The organism is Novacetimonas hansenii, from assembly GCF_014843995.1.
Lineage (GTDB): Bacteria > Pseudomonadota > Alphaproteobacteria > Acetobacterales > Acetobacteraceae > Novacetimonas > Novacetimonas hansenii.
Genome location: NZ_CP062147.1, coordinates 1,529,897 through 1,547,633, shown reverse-complemented (window position 1 = coordinate 1,547,633; position 17,737 = coordinate 1,529,897). Strand labels below are relative to the sequence as shown.

Genomic DNA, 17,737 nt, shown 5'->3' with positions numbered 1-17,737 from the left:
TGCCATCACGTCACCGGTCTATGCCCCGTCTGCCTGCTTACTTCTGACAATCGACAATTACATATCTTGAAATTATCTATTCCGGAATTTCTTGAAATACTCGCTTTTATATAAAACCTGACAAGAACAGGATGACCATTCAGGATGGGCCAGTTCGGTTTGCTATTGCCATCGCATGCGATGCAAGAAAGCGAAACCGGGCCTGCTCCTCCGGGTAGGCAGGAATTCCCTGCAAGGCATGAGACATCTTTCGATGGTTCCTGAATCTACCGCGCCGCTCCCACGGGCGGTCGGGATGCTGCTGGTTCCAGATATTCATCGCCAGCAGTTCAAGTTCGGGATTGGGCACTCCCAGATCAGACTTCGTCATCATATCCACCTCCCTATGCATATGCGGTGTTGGGGCGTTGGAACATTCACGAGGTATCTGCGATATTGCATTGCTGCACACCCCCAACGCATCATAGGCATCAAAGTTCGGTTCCCATGTCCTGATCACCGACACGGCAGGACGGAAAGAGCGCAAACCAGCACGGTCAGGGTGGGCCAGATTGTCAGCCATATTGACTGCATACACAGAGACGGCAAAATCAGTACGAATGTCATCAGCCGCCATCACGTGCCACCCTTTTTGATGAGATGGGGCAAAGGAGCCCTCTGCCATGTCCTCTTTCTCTTTGTACAAGACGTTTCTGGCGATAACTGCATGCGCCATGCTGGTGACATGGCAGGCAGCCACCCTGCCCCCGGCGGCGGCGCAGGACGCGACGCACCATGGCCCCACCCCCGAACAGAAGGCCGAGCTGGAGCGCGCGGTTCACGCCGCGGTGCAGCACGATATGCAGGCCGTCGCACAATATCCCCTGCCAAAAGATTTCTTCGCACGCATGCTGCCCCTCATGCAGCAGATCGAGCAGGCGCACCTGTCCCCACCCAAGGCAACCCCGAACACGACCCTTGCGATGTCCATCCGGCGGACCGAGGCAATGCAGCCATTGCAACCCCTGCTTCAACGCAGTGGCATGACCGCACGTGATTTCGTCATGGGAATTACCTGTTTCGGCATGACGGAGGCGCTTCTCCAGAAACATGGGCAGGCACACGGAAACCTGCCCGCCCTGAACCCGGCGAATATCAGCCTGATCAAGGAGCATGATGGACAGGCGCAGGAACTGATACAGATCATGAGTGCCGAAGATGAGGAAGAAGAGGGCCTCCTCTAGATCCGGCGGATGGGCAGGTATGGCCCCTGCCCTATTCATAGGCTTCAGACCTGATCGCTGGCCTGTATTTCGGGAAGTAGTCGCGTTGCGGATGGCGGGTGTGCATATTTTCCGCGCACGCGCAGATAGATTTCCCTCAACCGGTCCTTCACATATCTGCTTCTGATGCAGGTCGCTGGCGGAAGGTAGGAGAGGCAGAATTCCATAATGCCCATGTTCTTGAGGAAACAGGACTGACGACGCACCCATGGCCAGATCCCGGGGGCGATGACAGACGCAAGCATCCGGGGGGGAACCTTGATGGCGACATCGGGACCAAGCAACAGGCGTCGCATGAAAACAAAGTACGTATCATTGCTTGCCCCCCTCTCCTCCCATGGTTTGGACGTCAATGCCGCATGAAGGATAAGCGGGGCCTGCCCCTGAAAACGGCAGTCAAGGGTATGGCGATCGCGCGTTTCAAGGAAACGGAAATCCCAGCGATAAACCTGCTTTTCAACAGGGGCAAGTGAGATGGCGTCCACCTCATACTCGCTCATCAAGATCGCATTAAGGGCATCCTGATCAGACTGGGCGGTGGGCGAATCCCATTCGCTTCCTTCCTGATAGGTCGGATGGGAATGAATTGCCTCGCATGCCCGCCACCAGCGTTCCAGCAGGTTGGGCCAGACATCCGTTGAAAAGGCGACGAAACCGGAACAGATATATGTCTGGCGGCGTGGTGGATGCTGCAACGCAAAGATATCCTGCCACTGTGCATACCACCGGTCGTCAATTGGGTTGGCAAAGGCGCAGATCCCTCCCCTACGGGCCTGCGCGATAAGCGGGTTGAGGGAACCGGTGACAATCATGTCGGAATCTATGATCACGGCAATGCCGGATGCATTGGCAATATGCGCGAAAGCCTTGTACTGCCCGGGGTTCTTGATTTTTCCCGGGTCCAGGGGAAAGAGTTCCACCTGCCTGCAAGTCCTGAGCACATCCCGCTGTGCAGGGGTCAGGCCACAATCCCCCACCCGGATGGGCTGCGTATGACCCGCAAGGATCAGGGAATTTATCAGGGCAACAAGGCCTGGAAAATAAGGCGCATTGCTGATGGTATAAAAGCAGAAATCATTGTCCGTAGCCATGTCCGTTCTCTTTTTTATATATTTCAAGCAGAAACGGCAGAATGAGTATTTACGTGTCCTGAGCCTATAGCTTTGGAAGTGGTATATGCGGGGAAAACAGGCATCCCAATACGATCCCGGACAGGAAAAGAATGACCATCAATGTGGTCAACATGGCATGTTTGCGTTCCTGTGGTGTCGCAAACGGGGGCTTGAGGCTTTTGTCTGCCAAAGGAGGCGGTTCGCCACTTTTCTTTGAATTATTAACCATCTGGCACACCTTTTATTAAAGATTGCGCCCGTAAACGTTGCCTACATCCCTTTGGTTTCCATATTTTCAAGAATATAATTTAGACTATGGAATTTTAATTTATAAATAAAACTGATTATTATTTTCAAACAAGGACGCCCGCCCCTTGCCGTCGCATATTATTGCACCTGCCCCACGACCGTCAGAGGCAGGATCAGGCCGTGTTGATGAATATGCCCAGCGCATAAACTGACCACCATGGACAGGACAGGCAAAAGCCATACATGCCAGATCCTGCCCCCCCCCCAAGGCCCCCCGCATTGCGCTTTCGGGTGTTTTGGCCCTGATTATCGGTACGCACTCTGGTTATTTTGCGAAGAGGCGGCTATGCCTCCTGTATCGTTCCTCGCTTTATTTTCGTATGGGCTCGTCAATGAAAAACCGGTTACGAATCACCCTCTCCACACCTTATCGCAAATGGGCGGCGGCGGTCGGGATCATGGTGGCTCTTGCTGGCTGTTCATCGCACAAACCCTTTAACCGGGGGCCTTACCTGGCATATGGGCTGGGGCCGAATGCAGCCTTTGTCCCGGTGGAGCCGTATAAAGCGGCGGAAAATATCCGCCGTGCGCTGGCGTGCAATAATCTCCGCACGAAACCGTTCATGTGGCATGACCTGCAAGAAGACCGGTTTTTGATTTCCAACGCCGTTTTGCCGGGAACGACCAAAAGCTATGAGATCATAGCGGCATGGTCATTCACCGGCACATTGTTACAGGTCCGATCATCAGAGGCGGTGCCGCAGGTCGTCACCACCATCAGTAATTATGCGAAACAGGGGGCCGACTGCCCCGCCGCGGCCATCAACAAGAGCAGCAATTGATCCGCAACCGGTCGTAGCGCAAGGAATAATGGGGCATGCAGCAGGCTGTGCCCCATCGACGCATCGCTGGTTATTTCAGGTCTGCTTACTTCAGGCGGAAGGCCCACGTGCGGGATAAGCTGCATGCTGGATACAGGTTGCCGCCATCAGGTGCCCATTGGTAAATGGCTGCACGCACGGTTCATCCGCAGGACAGGTGCCCAACGTGTCGCACTGCCCATCCTCGGCGGCGGCCTTCTGCACCATGCCCAGCAATGCCGCCTGCTGCATGGGGGTCAGCATTTCCACCGCTGCGGCAAGGGCGTGTTCAAGGCCCGAAATATGGGCCTCATACACCAGGATCTGTCTGGCAGACATGGGAGCGGTTTTTCTTTCTGTCATGATATTTATTGCCCCTGAGATATGAACCTTTAGCCAATGGTCCATAATTTCCGTTACCCACCGTAACTGTAATCAGCACATCCCGCTTTGACATCAGGCAAAGTTCTTGCGCGTGAGTGTTTATTGGGTGGCATTTAATACAGTATCTTTTATATATCAAAAAAAACGTTAATACAGGTTAACATACAGTGTTCCTTATGGGGAGCACATTAATGTCATTCTGTCGGGCAATATTTATTTCATGACAGGCGTGGGGGTATTTACGCTGACGCAGGTTCAGTAATCACCACGCAATCGGCTTGATGCGACTTTCTGGGCATGGCCTTTCATCTCTTGGGCGATGCCACTCCGGGCGATTTTCCGGCTACCGGTAACGTAGCCAATTTCCTGCTTGAGCTGACCGGCAAGGATATTTGCCGTGCTAAAAATAATATTCTTCAAATTCGTCATATAGTTATCCTTATCCGGGCATGACAATATGTCTGACCGCCTGCGGATGCAGGCGCAGGTGGCACAGAAACATAACGCATATCAGGCATGCAAGTAATAAATGATGCCGCCCGCAAGGACGAAATAATCGAAACTTATTCCCCGATATTACGTAATTTTTTTCCAGATAAAAGGTTGGCTTCAATGGTTTCCAATGGAACATCCTTGGTTTCGGGCACGAATGTCAGCGTAAACACAATGAATATAACATTCATCAGGGCAAACCCGGCGAATGTCTGACCAAAACCGATGATGGACACAATGCTCAGGAAAGTATTGCTGACAATCCAATCCGCCCACCAGTTAGCCAGCGTGGAGCAGCCCACGCCAAAGTCCCTGCCCTCCAGCGGCTGGATTTCGGAACACAGGGTCCAGACCAATGGCCCTGCCCCCAGACCGAACCCGCCGACAAAGCTCAATAACGCCCCCAGAAGGCATAATGTCGCAATACCGCCCGACAGATGAAGGCCAGTAATGCCCGCAGCAACAGCCAGAGCACAGGCCATAATCGCAGCACTGGTGCAGAGCAGGGACCGCCTGCCCCATCTGTTGACCATGAAAATTGCAGCAATACCCACAATGGTATTGATGACACCGATCAGGACCGTGGCCCATGCCGCGCCTGATGTGCCGAAATGTGCATTTTGCAGGATTTTCGGGGTATAATACATGACGACATTGATCCCCGTAAGCTGCTGCATGACCTGAAGGCAGATGCCCAGCATGACAGAGCGCCGGAAACCCGGTTGCTGACGTAACAGCTTCAGCCCGCTTATACGGCCCTTTGCAGCTTCATTCTTGATGCAGGTGAACTCCTCATCCGCCTCCGTCGGGGTATCACGCAGGGCGCGCAGCACTGTCCGTGCTTTTGCATCCTCCCCACGTGCAATCAGCCATGACGGACTGGCGGGCAGGAAGAAACAGCCGGCAAACAGCAACGCTGTCGGCAACATGGGCATACTGACCATCCAGCGCCAGTGCCCCCCGGATGACAGCAGCCCGCCCAGGAGATATCCTGCAAGGATACCGGCGGATTGCAGCATGGAAAACGTCGAAACCATGCTGCCACGCTGGTGGCCCGACATGGTTTCGGAAATATAAAGCGGGGCCGTAAAGGTACACACGCCAATGGCGATACCGATCAGCAGGCGTCCCACCAGGATTTGCGCAATTCCCATGGCATTGGCACACAGGCCCGCACCAAGGAACATCAGCACCATGGCGGCGGTCAACACCAGCCTGCGGCCAAAACGGGCGGAAAACGTTCCCGCCCCCAGCGACCCCACCGATGCCCCCAGCATAAGGACCGACACGATCCATTCCTGATCACGTGTGGAGGCATGGAAGTCCGTGCCGATAAATCCCAATGCCTCAGCGATCAGGCCGGTATCGAGTCCGACAAGAAGCCCGGCACAGGCCGTGATAAGGCCTGCACGGAAAGCTTTCTGTCCGGGACGGGAAGAAGGTGCTGGTATTACAACAGTGGGGCTCACGTTCTGTTTTCCTCCCGGCCGGGATGGTTTTTACATCTGTGTTGACGTCATAATGACCGATACGGCATCCATCCATGATGCAACACCAGAACATGTGTTTTTCGGTTCGAATTTTATGCTGCCACATAACGCCAGCGCATGGTCCATGGCAGGCATGGACCCACACAGGAAGGGTTTCATGACAAATACGGGAATCATGCGCTTCATGGCCGGGAACAGGACAAGAGTCTATGCCCTCGGTGCGGTCTTTATATTTGTCTTGTGGGCCAATGTTGTAACCCCGCTATGGGCCGATGATTATTGCAGAACCATTCCATTTGACCTGAAAAATACATTCCATATCGTTTATGGGAATTATTTTTATTGGACAGGCAGGTATTTTACGACACTGATAACCTTCCTCGTTCTGGAACTTCACGCCTATGGGTCCATTTTCATTTTTGATATTCTGAATACCGTAATTTTCTGCCTGCTTGTCCATAATGTCTGCATGATATGCAGAAATGTATCAATATCGGACCAGAATACATCAAATGGATTTTGGGACATCATATTTGTATTTCTAGCTGTCTGGTGGATACCACGCGATATTTCTGAAGTTGCCCTGTGGAAAACTGGGGCGATTGGCTATCTGTGGCCTATGACGGGGGAATTATGGATTTTACGGCAGGTCCTTGCACGACGCTTGCCTTTTGGCGTTCTGTCCTGCGGTTTTGCCTTTTTCATCGCGACATTTCTTGAACCCCTCTCCCTTATGATAAGCATGGTGCTGATCGGCTCTGCAATCAGCAGTTATCGTCATAAGGATCCTGTCGCCCTACCCTTTATTGGTGCGCATGTGCTTGGCACCCTTTTTCTATGGCTTGCCCCAGGCAATTATGTCCGGGCACGCACGATGGAACATGATACGCTTCTGACCCGTCTGGATGGCGTATTTGGAAATCTTGGCAGCCTGTTTGACCTGTACTGGCTTCCATTTGTCATTATCCTGCTCATCTGCCACGTGTCCGTGACAGCCGATATGACACAACGACATCGCATGTGGAAAAATATTGCGATATTTACGGCATGTGCCGTCACCTACATGATGATCCTGCTGCTGTTCCCGCGTTCATCCCTTGCCGCGCGGGTATCTTTTCCTGCCAGCATCTATCTGGTGTGTGTATTGGGAATATTGTTTATCAACCGCGCCAATCATCCCGCCCTGCGCAACCGGATGGTGGGGATCGGAATTTCCGGCCTTGTCATCTGGCATATATGTATTTGTGTGCCGGATCTTTTGAGACTTGCCCATATCAGTGCCATATGGAACCAGCAGGCGCGTATCGCAGGGGCCGGGTTTGAAGATGTCACCCTTCCCCGCGTCACCATGGGGCCACATCATAAAATCCTTTATGTACACAAGGATATTCTGTTCGTAGGGATTTCCCCGGACCCGCACAACATGATGAATGTCTGCTTCGCACGTGCTCTTGGCATCAAAAGCGTCCATTCACAGGGGGAATGAATGCTGATGGTCCACCAATTCCGAGAGATTGTTTTAAAATTCAGGCCCTGTAGCCACATGGACTTATAAAAGTTTTTGGGTGCCACCTTTTGATCGAAAAAGGCGGCGTCTTCTGAAGCTTTTTAGAAAAAGCTTCACCAAAAACCTTTATGATTTGACGATGTTATTGAGCCTGACTTTTCAAACAGCCGTCAAACAACATCGTAATTTAAGGCTCAGGGACTTTTATTATTATCAATCGATAAACTGCTTTTACAGCGCATCCCAGAAAAATAACGGTTCCTGAGTGTTACCATTCCCAAAAACGATAACATCCCTTCAAAGTTTAAAAAAAACTTCCATACCGTCAGCAAATCCTGAACCTGCTTTTTAAAACATCTTGTAATTACCTGAAAAGATCATGTTATTTGATGTTTTCAAAGCAGGCCATGCACCATACAGGTCACTTCGTCGGGGCGTAAGGATTCTGGGAACCGCGCAGCAGCAGGCGAATGGGCGTGCCCGGCAGGTCAAATGCCTCACGCAGGCCATTGACCAGATAACGCTGATAATCCTCGGGCATCTGTTCGGTCCGGGTGCCGAACAGGATGAATGTCGGCGGCCGGGACTTTGCCTGCGTGATATAGCGCAGCTTCAGCCGCCGCCCCTGTACCAGCGGCGGCGGATGGCGCGATACCATCATTTCGAACCAGCGGTTCAGTTCACCCGTTGGCACGCGCCGGTTCCATACCTCATACGCACGCCGCACCGTCGGCAGCAGCTTGTTGACCCCTGCCCCGGTCAGGGCGGAAAATGCAACGACCGGAATGCCCCGCATCTGGCTGAGGGACATTTCAATGCGATCACGGATCGCCTGTCGGGTGACGTTGCGATCCTCTACCGCGTCCCATTTATTCAACGCAAGGACACAGCATCGTCCCTCACGCTCGATCAGGCGGGCAATCTGAAGGTCCTGTTCATGGACGCCCAATGTCGCATCCAGCGCAAGGATGACAACTTCAGCCATCTTCAGCGCCTCGATGGAGGCGGAGACGGACATTTTTTCCAGCGTCTCGTCAATACGCGCCTTACGCCGCAGCCCAGCGGTATCGACAAGCTGTATCGGCCCTTCGTCGTCATGCAGCATGACAGATACCGAATCCCGCGTCAGCCCCGGTTCCGGCCCGGTAATCATCCGCTCTTCACCCAGCAGGCGGTTAAGCAGCGTGGACTTGCCCGCATTCGGGCGCCCCACGATGGCAAGGCGCAACGGCCCGGGCGGCCGGACATCCCCGTCTTCATCTTCGCTTTCCACACGCCGGGGCGCACGGCGGGGGTGTAAGGGGCCGGCAGGAATGCGATCGGCAATCTCCCCCATCAGATCTGCCAGACCCTCGCCATGTTCCGCCGAAATGCCAAGCGGCGCACCAAGCCCGAGCGAGAACGCCTCCATCGCGGCGGCGGCACCCTGACGCCCCTCCGCCTTGTTCGCAAGGACAAGGACCGGACGCCCCTGCCGACGCAACCATGCGGCGAAATGTTCATCCGCAGGCGTAATGCCCGCACGCGCATCCACACAGAACAGCACCAGATCGGCCATCGCCACGGCGGATTCGGATGAAGCGCGCATACGACCGAACAGCGTATCGGGGGCGGCTTCCTCCAACCCTGCCGTATCAATCAGGCGGATACGCCTGCCACGCACGGTGGTTTCGCTTTCCTTACGGTCGCGCGTGACACCCGGCGTATCGGCAACCAGCGCCTGCCGACGACCAACCAGACGGTTGAATATTGTAGATTTGCCGACATTGGGGCGACCGGCGATAACCACGACGGGCAGGTCGTGCCCCGGATCAGGGGGGAATGAAGAGGTCACGACAGGAACTTTCTCAACTATAGGCCATCAGGCCGCCGCTGTTGTTAAGCAGGAGCATAAGCCCGTCAACAACAATCGGTGTCACGGTAACAATATCGGGCAGGGTATGCAGCGAGAGGATATGCCCCATCGCCGGATCAATGATGACAACACCATTCTGCGGCAGGCTGGAGATACATACCAGCTTCCCCCCCGCCAGGATCGGGCCGGTCCACACGACGCCCCCCTTCTGCTTGATGCTGTTTTCGTACTGGCGCAACTGCGTGATCCAGCGCACATGCCCCGATTCCCGGTCAAGGCAGGCCAACTCCTCCTCCATGGACAGCAGGAATATCCAGTCACCGATGACGACGGGCGTATTCTGTCCCGAAATCGAACGTTCCCACAACCGCCGCCCCGAACGCATGTCGATCGCGACCAGCACTGAACCGGTACTGATGGCATAGGCGGTGCCATCGCTGATGACCGGCATGCCATGCACGCATGAAAAATCAATCAGCGCGCCCTGTCCGTTCGAACTGCCCAGGGTATCGGCCCACACGACCTCACCACCTTCGGCACGCAACGCGACAAGATCACCAGACCCGAACCCGGCCAGCACGACCCCATCCATGACGGCGGGCGCAGGCTGTCCCGCGATGATGGTATCGGCGGCGGTCGCAACATATGTCCACAGGATATCACCGTTGGAGGCGTTCACCGCAAACAGCTTCTCGTCAATCGTGCCAAAGAACAGGCATCCATTGGCAAAGGTCGGCGCGGAACGTCCCGGCGTGCCAAGCTGCAGGCGCCATTTCAGCTTGCCCGTATGCGCATCCACCGCCAGCGCCTGCCCGATACCATCAACGATATACAGGGTATCGCCCTCAATGGTCAGGCCGCCACCGATATTGTTCGACAGCATTTTCTTCGGCTTGGGGTTATATTCCCACACCTTGTGCATGCCAGGCCATGTATAGGCGCGGATGACGCCCTGCGCATCCGCCACATACAGCCGCCCGTTCTGCACCACGGGCGGCGACTGGATCATGCCGCGCCCCGACTTGCCCAATGCGACATAGGACAGGAATTCCGGTTCTGAATTCCCCGCACCGATCCGATGGCTCCACTGGTGCTGCATGTTGCCCGCCCAGGCGACATTTATACCACCATGCCCCGGTGTCAGGCCCGGTTGCGGCCACGCATTGACCGCAGTGGCGGCAGGCACCGTCACCGTGGCCGTCTCATCCGCATCGACCGTCAGGCCCGCGCCGGTATTGAGCACATCGGTCCGCCGACCGATCAGAAGCGGCTTTTTCTTCGGCGTCCCGCCATTACATTCCGCAAGCAATGGCAGCATGGCGGCCCCGATCAGGGCGCGGCGGCGGGTCAGGGTCTTTTTCATTGCGTTCATGCCTGTCGGGTGGGTGGGCTGTACCATGGCGGGGGGCACCTTATCCGCCGGCATGGCCGGTCCCCAGCGTCTGCAGCAGTCCGTCGGCACGTGTGCGCACCCCGTCGGACACGTTCATATCCATGCTCAGCCGTTCCAGACGGCGGCGGGCCTCGTCATCATGGCCCTGCCGCAGGTCCAGCAGCGCCTCGCACTCCAGCGCGAGGCCACGCCAAGGCTGCTGCGCACCATCAAGCAGCGCCAGGCGCGAACGCAGCATCGCAGGGTCCGCCGTATCAATCTGGTGCTGCACCCACAAAAGACCGGCAAGCGAACTGATGGTCGGATCGGCCCCCTGGTCCGCGTTCACCTGCGCCCACAACGTAAGCGCCCGGGCGGTGTCCCCACTATTGACCAGCAGGGCTGCGCGCTCCATCCGTGACAGTGCCCGCAGGGGCGGACGCGCCGTCTTTTCAAGCGTCGCAAGCTGTTCAAGCGCGGTTTTCTGCTGCGCATTCAGCGGCGCCGGCTGCCCATCGGGGCTGTGCGCTGTCGTGGCGTTCTTGAGCGCCGCGAAATAGGCATCGGCACTTGCCTGATCCGCCTGATGCACCCGCCATGCATTATACTGCCATGCGCCGCCACCGATGCAGATGGCCACGACGATGACGCCCGCCAGCATCATGTAACGCCGCGCCAATGCGCGCAGCCGCTCGGCGCGCATTTCTTCATCGACTTCCCTGAAGATGTCGTCAGCCACGTTTAACCCGCTCTCCGCTTGCTGCCATGCACGATGCACGGCACCCGTCCCGCCGGGACGATACCTGTCATGAAGCGCAGACCATACCTGTCATGCGCGGGGACGGCAAACCCGCATATACCCGACATGCAACGCCATGAACCACCCCGATCGCGCCCACGCACGCATTCCGTGTGCCGCTGGCTGCCACATGCCCGCACAAAGGTCGCGCGCGCCTGCGCCTGTGGCAGTGCCTATCTGGTGGCGAGGCGGTCGTGCCCTTTCTTCATTTCCGCTGACAGGCGCGCGAACTGCTCGGAAACCTGCTTCTGGACCAGGACTGCGGAATCGTGGACGCGACGCATGCGCGCGCTGGCATCCGCGCTGATGGCGGCCTGTTCCCTGCCCGATGCCCCGGCCACACACGTGGCATAGGCACGCGCCGCCTTTTCATAGGCGTTGACACGATCAACGCTGGCGTTGAAACGCGCCACGTCGCCTGAATCGACCTTTGGCGCGACAGGGGCCGCCCCACAGGTCCGGGGCGTCCATCCCCCCGCAGGCTGCGCCCATGCCGCCGCAAGGGGCAACAGGCATCCCAATGCAGCGATCCCACACAGGGTCACGATACCGCCGCGCATGTCCTTCATGATCGTTCTCAGGCCTTAAGGAAATTAATGATTGCAGGGATGTAAAGGCACGTCATGGCAAGAACGGGGCAGACACTTCCCCCGTTCCCCCCATCCGCCCGGCGCGCCTTTAGCCTGCTTTTGATACTCCCGCCAGTAGCCTCAGCGCCGCATCCACAACACTGGATACACCAAGGTCGCGCATGTCCGCCCGCCCTGCGGGACCGGGGGCGACCACATGGGCCACACTGCGCCCGCACGGGGCGTATTCATCCACGCGGCTTGGCCCGAACAGGCCCAATGTCGGAATGCCCGCCGCAGCGGATAGGTGCATAAGGCCCGAATCGTTTCCCACGAACAGCATGCATCGTTGCAACACCGCCGCCACCTGCGAAATGCTCAGCCCCCCACCGGTATCGCGCGCGTCACCCAGGGCGGAAATGACACCATGCGCCATCTGGCGTTCCGTATCCCCGGGGCCATACAGGATGACGGGTCGCGCCGGGCCATGACGGGCGACGAAATCATGCCAGAACGCGACGAATCGCGCGGCGGGCCAGACCTTGCCGGCCCAGTTCGCCGTGGGGGCAAGGGCCACCCATGGCCCCTGCCCGTCCGGCAGCAGCGCCTGCGCTGCGTCACGTTCGGCCGCACTGGTCCATACCACCGGCATGGGCGGCGGTGACAGGCGCAGCACCTGGGCAATGTGGCCGACACGCGGCCCCGGCCGCCGGCCGCCGCGCATGCCCCGCCGGATGGAAACCCGCAACAGGTACGGGATGACCGATCCGCGCAGGTCCACACACATATCCCACCGCGTTCCCACGCACTGCCGCCACAGATCCACCCAATGCATGTCATAGGGGCGTTTGGCCATGATGATGGTGCGGTCACGACGCGGCATATGCGCGAACAGGCCCGCCGCGACAGGGCCGCAGACAATGGTGAACCGTGCCTGCGGATACCGCCGGAGCAGGTGATCCAAAAGCCCGGTCGAAATCACGGCATCACCCAGCCGGGTGGAGGTAATGAACAGGATGCGCATGCATGCGTGCATATTCATCTTCGAGCGCGATGCCAAATCTCCGTTATCCCCTTGCCTGACACCACATGTATCCCCACAGTACGCACCATGGTTAAGTTTGCGTATCTGCCGGACCGTGCGGTGCTGGCTGTCTCTGGCAAGGACCGGGTTTCGTTCCTGCAGGGACTTGTCTCCAATGACATGACGACCGTCACACCAGACCGGGCCGCATGGACTGCCTTCCTTTCGGCACAGGGGAAATGGCTGGCGGATTTTTTCGTCTTTGCCGACCCGCATGGCGAACGCCTGCTGCTGGATTGCGATGCGACGCAGGCAGCGACACTGCGGACGCGTCTGTCACGCTATCGGTTACGCACCGATGTGGACATCAGTGAAACCGGCTACGCCGTTCATGCGCAATGGGATGGGACCGCCCCCGCCGATGAACGTTTCCCCGGCAGCGCGGACCCACGCCTGCCCGGTATCGGCTGGCGCATGCTGCTTGGTCATGTCGCACCGGACGTCACGGCGGATGCGCTGGATTATGACCGTCACCGCCTTTCCCTTGGCCTGCCTGATGGCGTGCGCGACTGTGAATCCGGCAAAACGCTTCTGCTCGAAGCCAATTTCGATCAGCTCAACGGCATTTCCTGGACCAAGGGATGCTATATGGGGCAGGAACTGACCGCGCGCACGCGCTATCGCGGTCTGGTACGACGCCACCTCCTGCCGGTGGAGGGCGCGCATGATCTGCCGGAACCTGCGACCCCCATCATGCATGACGGGCACGAAGTTGGTGAAATCCGCTCGTCCCGCGATCAGGCCGGCATGGCGATGATCCGCAGTTCCCACATCCATACACCGGGCCTGACGGCGGCGGGCCATCCCGTAAGCATCCGTGTGCCACACTGGTTCCGGTTGCCGCAAAAAGGGGGCGAAGGGTAGACAGGCCCCCATGTTGCAGGCATGTGCTTGGTAAGTGCCCTCTTTCCCGGATTGACTGATCCCATGGCCTATATTCCCCCCGACACCGCCACACGCACCCGCATGATCGAACAGGTCCGCTTCAACGATGCAGGACTGATCACCGCCGTGGCGCAACAGCATGATACGGGGGAGGTGCTGATGCTGGCATGGATGAACGCCGACGCCCTTGAGGAGACGCTGCGCACTGGCCGCGTATGCTATTTTTCCCGCAGCCGTGGGACATTGTGGCGAAAGGGGGAAACATCGGGACAGGTGCAGACCCTGATGGATGCACGGCTCGACTGCGACCGTGACGCGGTCCTTGTGCTGGTGGATCAGAAGGGCGTGGCGTGCCATACGGGACGTCGTAGCTGTTTTTTCAACGCCATGCGCCCACAGGGTCTGGTGGAGATTTCACAGCCCCTGATCGGGGCGGATGAGCTGTATAAACACAAACACGACTGACCTGATACATCCGTCCAATCACCGCGTGGGGGTTCCCCACATCCCCATATTACTGCTGGAAAGAGATCATATGCCCGCCGACCTTCCCCCGGAACAGGATCCCCGCGCCAAGCTGATCTGGATCATCCTGACGATCTGCCTGACTGTCGCGCTTGGTGGGTATATGGTCATCTCGCAGATGCGGGCGCTTGTGAATGCACAAGTCGAACTGCCCCCGCAGCCCGATGACAGCGACAGGACAACGCAGCCTGCCGTACCGGTCCCGCCAGAAAACAGCCCCCAACCATCCAAGACCCCAAATAACGCGCAATAAGGGACTGTCTGAAAAGTCAGTCCCAATAAAATACTGAAATTATAAAGGTTTTTGGTGAAGCTTTTTCTGAAAAGCTTCAGAAGACGCCGCCTTTTTCGATCAAAAGGCGGCACCCAAAAACTTTATCTTGTTTTTTATCAATGAGTTGTTTTCAAATAATTTCTAATGGGCTGTCTTTTTAACAGTCCATTACGAAGAAATGGCAAAGGCTTCCGGGACTCCCTTCTTTCAAAAAGGAACGCCTTTCAAATATTCCGTGACAAAATCCTTGCCCAACACTTTTATTCGTCCAGTAGATTTCAGGGGATTCCTGGGGCTGCCTTTTCCGACCGCCTCCAACCAGAGTGATATGGAACGGCCCTGTCGTGCGGGGGCGCGGATCCTTTGCATGCCTGATTCTACTTATGTCCCGGCGGGTGAGCATCCAGCAGGGCAAGGATTTCCCCTGCGGCGGCAGCGGTCGGATCGCCCTGCGGCCCGTGTAACGCTGCAACCACCTTCCTGAACCCGGCCTTTTGCATGCGCGCACTGTGCCCATCCGTCAGCAGGCGCATGATGGTATCAGCCAGCAGATCCGCCCGACAACGTTCCTGCAACAGTTCGGGCACCAGTCGATGCCCCGCCAGCAGATTGACCATCGCCACATAAGGCACCCGGATCAGGCGGCGTGCAATGGCGGCGGTTACGGGATTGACGCGGTATGTCACCGCCATGGGCACCCCTGCCAATGCAAGTTCAAGCGTCGATGTCCCTGATTTGGTCAATGCCGCACCGGCCGCGGCAAAGGCATCATGCTTGTCCTGCAGGTCCGTCACGATAATGGGACGCACCGGCCAGTCCGCCACACCTTTGCGGATGGTATCGGCAATGACAGGGGCCACCGGCACAACCGGCACAATCCCGCGACAGCGCGACTGCAACAGGTGCAGCACCTTGCCAAATACCGGCAACAGGCGCGGGGCCTCCGAACGGCGGCTGCCGGGCATCAGAACCAGCACCGGCGCGTCCGCCGCAATCCCGTGACGCGCACGAAAGGCGGCACCATCCCCCTGATCCGCCCCGGATTGCACCACCGGATGCCCGACGAACCGTCCCTCCACCCCATGACGGGCGAAAAAAGCGGGCTCGAACGGCAAAAGACACAGCATGCGTTCCCACAGGCCAGGGAATTCGCGTACACGATGCTCCCGCCATGCCCAGACCTGCGGTGCGACATAATGCACCCGGGGCACGGATAACGCAGCAACCCGCCGCAACAGGCGCAGCGTGAAACCGGGACTGTCGATGGTGATAATCAGGTCAGGGCGGATCGCATGGATATGCGCCACCGCCTGATCCAGCCGCCGTGACAGAAAACGCAGGCGCGGCAAAACCTCCACCAGTCCCATGACCGCAAGGTCACGCATGGGGAACTCACTACGCAGGCCCGCTTCCTCCATCCTTGCGCCACCGACCCCGACAAATCGCAGGCCCGGATCACATCGCGTCAGTTCACCCATCAGGCGCGCGCCCAGAACGTCCCCACTTGCCTCCCCCGCCAGTATCCAGATCGTCCGCCCTGTCGCGGGCATGGTGGAGGGAAGCGGTGAGGTCATCAGTGCCAGAGTCCCCGACGATGGTTGCAACATGGTGTCATATCCGCGCCTGTCATGACCGTCCGTGGAAGGTTCGCCCTTAATCCTAGAGCATTTCCACCGAAAACCGGCTCGCTGAAGATGCTCCAGTTTATTGTTTTTACGAACATCTTCACCTGTTTGAATGCACGCATTCATACAGGATCTGCTCCAGCAGAGCTGTTTAAAAAGCCGGGATCAATAACATACTGAAATTATAAAGGTTTTTGATGAAGCTTTTCCCAGAAAGCTTCAGAAGACGCCGCCTTTTTTCGATCAAAAGGCAGCACCCAGAAACTTTTCTTGTTTTTTATCAATGAGTTGTTTTCAAACACGCTCTTACTGCTTCAGGAAGCTTTCTATCCCGACCTTTACCTCCGGCGGCAGGGGCACGTATTGCAGTTTACGCGCCGTCTCGTCCCCCCGGTCGAATGCCCAGGCAAAGAAGTCCCGCACCGCGCGCCCCTGCGCGGGATCGGTGGGATCAGTGGGGATCAGGACATAGGTCGCAGCCATGATCGGCCATGCCCCTGCCCCCGCCGCATCAAGGACATCGACACGCCGTGTGGCGTCATCCGCCCATTTCGCGGAACGGGCGGCAGCCTCGAAACTTGCATGGTCGGCCACCACATCCTCCCCATGGCGGTTACGCATCTGCGCCATGACCATGTGGTTGCCCGCGGCATAGGCATATTCAAGATAGCCGATACTGCCCTGTGTATTGCGCACTGCGGCGGCAATCCCGTCATTGCCGCGCGCGCCCTCCCCAACCGGCCATTGGATGGAGGTGCCTGCCCCTTCCTGCGCCTGCCATTGGGGCCATGACTGCGAAAGATAGGTCGTGAACACAAAGGTCGTGCCAGACCCGTCTGCCCGCCGCACCGGCGCCACAGGGATATCGGGCAGGGCAAGGCCCGGATTGACGGCGGCGATACGCGCATCATTCCACGACGTGATTTCCCCGTCATAAACCTGCGCCAGCAATGCACCCGTCAGGTGCAACTGGTTATCCCCCACACCGGGCAGGTTGATGACAGGGACAATCGCCCCCATGACGGTAGGAAACTGCGCAAGGCGCGCATCGTGCAGCGCGGTGGCGGACATCGGTGCATCCGACGCCCCGAAATCAACCGTACGGGCACGGGCCTGATTCTGTCCCGCCCCGGAGCCGATCGTCTGGTAATTCAGGGTGATGCCCACATCCTTCGCCGCATCCTCGCCCCACGCGCCATAAATGGGCGCGCCAAAACTGGACCCCGCCCCCGTAATCGCCGTGGCGTCAGCGGTGCCGGCATATCCCGCCACCAGGACAACAAGCCCCGTCCCGATCCATCCCCCTATGGCGCGCAATGACCTCTCCCCCTTGATCAACATGCGAATGCCGGATGCATGGGCGCGACAGGACCACAGGCCCGTCGCGCCATCA

General features: G+C 57.6%; 19 protein-coding genes. 7 read left to right on the top strand and 12 right to left on the bottom strand.

Going from position 1 to position 17,737, the window contains the following annotated elements; genetic code table 11:
• Nucleotides 1–139: 139 nt before the first annotated feature.
• A complete protein-coding gene (locus IFJ82_RS15695; protein WP_225578804.1) occupies nucleotides 140–664 on the bottom strand; it encodes a hypothetical protein in 525 nt (174 codons plus the stop codon).
• Between IFJ82_RS15695 and IFJ82_RS06820 the strand changes: the two genes are divergently transcribed.
• The gene (locus tag IFJ82_RS06820; RefSeq protein ID WP_192266065.1) at nucleotides 663–1,223 is read left to right on the top strand and encodes a hypothetical protein; all 561 of its coding nucleotides are present in this window, start codon (nucleotides 663–665) and stop codon (nucleotides 1,221–1,223) included. The two genes, IFJ82_RS15695 and IFJ82_RS06820, sit on opposite strands and share 2 nt — an antisense overlap.
• 44 nt (nucleotides 1,224–1,267) lie before the next feature.
• On the opposite strand, the gene IFJ82_RS06815 is transcribed toward IFJ82_RS06820, so the two are convergent.
• Nucleotides 1,268–2,182, bottom strand: coding sequence for a glycosyltransferase family protein (locus IFJ82_RS06815; protein WP_192266063.1), 915 nt, complete (start codon nucleotides 2,180–2,182; stop codon nucleotides 1,268–1,270).
• A 72-nt stretch (nucleotides 2,183–2,254) separates the two neighbouring features.
• Here IFJ82_RS06815 and IFJ82_RS06810 point away from each other — a divergent pair, with 72 nt between their 5' ends.
• On the top strand, nucleotides 2,255–2,398 hold the full coding sequence (locus IFJ82_RS06810) for a hypothetical protein (protein ID WP_155734112.1): 144 nt from the start codon (nucleotides 2,255–2,257) through the stop codon (nucleotides 2,396–2,398).
• Between the two features lie 521 nt (nucleotides 2,399–2,919).
• Nucleotides 2,920–3,465 carry a hypothetical protein gene (locus IFJ82_RS06805; RefSeq protein ID WP_139312468.1) on the top strand — a complete coding sequence of 182 codons (546 nt, stop codon included), beginning with the start codon at nucleotides 2,920–2,922 and terminating at the stop codon, nucleotides 3,463–3,465.
• Between the two features lie 90 nt (nucleotides 3,466–3,555).
• Here IFJ82_RS06805 and IFJ82_RS06800 read toward each other — a convergent pair whose 3' ends face one another.
• The 3 genes from IFJ82_RS06800 to IFJ82_RS06790 all read right to left on the bottom strand — a co-directional run bounded on the left by IFJ82_RS06800 (nucleotide 3,556) and on the right by IFJ82_RS06790 (nucleotide 5,828).
• Nucleotides 3,556–3,822 carry a hypothetical protein gene (locus tag IFJ82_RS06800; RefSeq protein ID WP_003620426.1) on the bottom strand — a complete coding sequence of 89 codons (267 nt, stop codon included), beginning with the start codon at nucleotides 3,820–3,822 and terminating at the stop codon, nucleotides 3,556–3,558.
• 300 nt (nucleotides 3,823–4,122) lie between these two features.
• A complete protein-coding gene (locus IFJ82_RS06795) occupies nucleotides 4,123–4,296 on the bottom strand; it encodes a CsbD family protein (protein ID WP_003620428.1) in 174 nt (57 codons plus the stop codon).
• A 134-nt stretch (nucleotides 4,297–4,430) separates the two neighbouring features.
• Nucleotides 4,431–5,828, bottom strand: coding sequence for a sugar porter family MFS transporter (locus tag IFJ82_RS06790; RefSeq protein WP_192266061.1), 1,398 nt, complete (start codon nucleotides 5,826–5,828; stop codon nucleotides 4,431–4,433).
• A 52-nt stretch (nucleotides 5,829–5,880) separates the two neighbouring features.
• Between IFJ82_RS06790 and IFJ82_RS06785 the strand changes: the two genes are divergently transcribed.
• On the top strand, nucleotides 5,881–7,335 hold the full coding sequence (locus tag IFJ82_RS06785; RefSeq protein WP_192266059.1) for a DUF6056 family protein: 1,455 nt from the start codon (nucleotides 5,881–5,883) through the stop codon (nucleotides 7,333–7,335).
• Nucleotides 7,336–7,777: 442 nt separating this feature from the next.
• Here the strand turns inward: IFJ82_RS06785 and der are convergent, their stop codons facing one another.
• The 5 genes from der to IFJ82_RS06760 all read right to left on the bottom strand — a co-directional run bounded on the left by der (nucleotide 7,778) and on the right by IFJ82_RS06760 (nucleotide 12,975).
• Entirely contained in the window at nucleotides 7,778–9,190 is a 1,413-nt protein-coding gene (gene der / locus IFJ82_RS06780; RefSeq protein WP_003620437.1) for a ribosome biogenesis GTPase Der, read from the bottom strand.
• Nucleotides 9,191–9,203: 13 nt separating this feature from the next.
• Nucleotides 9,204–10,574: a PQQ-like beta-propeller repeat protein gene (locus IFJ82_RS06775; protein WP_003620439.1), complete on the bottom strand. Its 1,371-nt coding sequence runs from the start codon at nucleotides 10,572–10,574 to the stop codon at nucleotides 9,204–9,206.
• 49 nt (nucleotides 10,575–10,623) lie between these two features.
• Nucleotides 10,624–11,322, bottom strand: coding sequence for a tetratricopeptide repeat protein (locus IFJ82_RS06770; protein ID WP_192266058.1), 699 nt, complete (start codon nucleotides 11,320–11,322; stop codon nucleotides 10,624–10,626).
• 233 nt (nucleotides 11,323–11,555) lie between these two features.
• Nucleotides 11,556–11,951, bottom strand: a complete 396-nt coding sequence (locus IFJ82_RS06765) for a hypothetical protein (RefSeq protein WP_192266056.1) — start codon at nucleotides 11,949–11,951, stop codon at nucleotides 11,556–11,558.
• A gap of 109 nt (nucleotides 11,952–12,060) precedes the next feature.
• Nucleotides 12,061–12,975: a glycosyltransferase family 9 protein gene (locus IFJ82_RS06760; protein ID WP_062809902.1), complete on the bottom strand. Its 915-nt coding sequence runs from the start codon at nucleotides 12,973–12,975 to the stop codon at nucleotides 12,061–12,063.
• An 87-nt stretch (nucleotides 12,976–13,062) separates the two neighbouring features.
• Between IFJ82_RS06760 and ygfZ the strand changes: the two genes are divergently transcribed.
• The 3 genes from ygfZ (at nucleotide 13,063) to IFJ82_RS06745 (ending at nucleotide 14,698) form a co-directional block, all read left to right on the top strand.
• A complete protein-coding gene (ygfZ, locus tag IFJ82_RS06755) occupies nucleotides 13,063–13,899 on the top strand; it encodes a CAF17-like 4Fe-4S cluster assembly/insertion protein YgfZ (protein WP_192266054.1) in 837 nt (278 codons plus the stop codon).
• Between the two features lie 63 nt (nucleotides 13,900–13,962).
• The gene (gene hisI / locus IFJ82_RS06750) at nucleotides 13,963–14,385 is read left to right on the top strand and encodes a phosphoribosyl-AMP cyclohydrolase (protein ID WP_062809016.1); all 423 of its coding nucleotides are present in this window, start codon (nucleotides 13,963–13,965) and stop codon (nucleotides 14,383–14,385) included.
• A 70-nt stretch (nucleotides 14,386–14,455) separates the two neighbouring features.
• The gene (locus IFJ82_RS06745; protein WP_003620453.1) at nucleotides 14,456–14,698 is read left to right on the top strand and encodes a hypothetical protein; all 243 of its coding nucleotides are present in this window, start codon (nucleotides 14,456–14,458) and stop codon (nucleotides 14,696–14,698) included.
• Between the two features lie 398 nt (nucleotides 14,699–15,096).
• Here IFJ82_RS06745 and lpxB read toward each other — a convergent pair whose 3' ends face one another.
• Both lpxB and pstS read right to left on the bottom strand, forming a co-directional pair.
• Nucleotides 15,097–16,293, bottom strand: a complete 1,197-nt coding sequence (gene lpxB / locus IFJ82_RS06740) for a lipid-A-disaccharide synthase (protein WP_192266052.1) — start codon at nucleotides 16,291–16,293, stop codon at nucleotides 15,097–15,099.
• Between the two features lie 357 nt (nucleotides 16,294–16,650).
• Nucleotides 16,651–17,685 (bottom strand): phosphate ABC transporter substrate-binding protein PstS, encoded by a 1,035-nt coding sequence (gene pstS / locus IFJ82_RS06735; protein WP_192266374.1) that lies wholly within the window; start codon nucleotides 17,683–17,685, stop codon nucleotides 16,651–16,653.
• Nucleotides 17,686–17,737: the final 52 nt, after the last annotated feature.

Bases quoted from the DNA above. Each gene is read 5' to 3' on its own strand.
- IFJ82_RS06820 (WP_192266065.1), top strand. From the start codon at position 663: ATGTCCTCTTTCTCTTTGTACAAGACGTTTCTGGCGATAACTGCATGC.
- IFJ82_RS15695 (WP_225578804.1), bottom strand. From the start codon at position 664: ATGGCAGAGGGCTCCTTTGCCCCATCTCATCAAAAAGGGTGGCACGTG.
- IFJ82_RS06810 (WP_155734112.1), top strand. From the start codon at position 2,255: ATGACCCGCAAGGATCAGGGAATTTATCAGGGCAACAAGGCCTGGAAA.
- IFJ82_RS06800 (WP_003620426.1), bottom strand. From the start codon at position 3,822: ATGTCTGCCAGACAGATCCTGGTGTATGAGGCCCATATTTCGGGCCTT.
- IFJ82_RS06795 (WP_003620428.1), bottom strand. From the start codon at position 4,296: ATGACGAATTTGAAGAATATTATTTTTAGCACGGCAAATATCCTTGCC.
- IFJ82_RS06785 (WP_192266059.1), top strand. From the start codon at position 5,881: ATGACCGATACGGCATCCATCCATGATGCAACACCAGAACATGTGTTT.
- IFJ82_RS06775 (WP_003620439.1), bottom strand. From the start codon at position 10,574: ATGAAAAAGACCCTGACCCGCCGCCGCGCCCTGATCGGGGCCGCCATG.
- IFJ82_RS06765 (WP_192266056.1), bottom strand. From the start codon at position 11,951: ATGAAGGACATGCGCGGCGGTATCGTGACCCTGTGTGGGATCGCTGCA.
- IFJ82_RS06760 (WP_062809902.1), bottom strand. From the start codon at position 12,975: ATGCGCATCCTGTTCATTACCTCCACCCGGCTGGGTGATGCCGTGATT.
- ygfZ (WP_192266054.1), top strand. From the start codon at position 13,063: ATGGTTAAGTTTGCGTATCTGCCGGACCGTGCGGTGCTGGCTGTCTCT.
- hisI (WP_062809016.1), top strand. From the start codon at position 13,963: ATGGCCTATATTCCCCCCGACACCGCCACACGCACCCGCATGATCGAA.
- IFJ82_RS06745 (WP_003620453.1), top strand. From the start codon at position 14,456: ATGCCCGCCGACCTTCCCCCGGAACAGGATCCCCGCGCCAAGCTGATC.
- lpxB (WP_192266052.1), bottom strand. From the start codon at position 16,293: ATGACCTCACCGCTTCCCTCCACCATGCCCGCGACAGGGCGGACGATC.
- pstS (WP_192266374.1), bottom strand. From the start codon at position 17,685: ATGTTGATCAAGGGGGAGAGGTCATTGCGCGCCATAGGGGGATGGATC.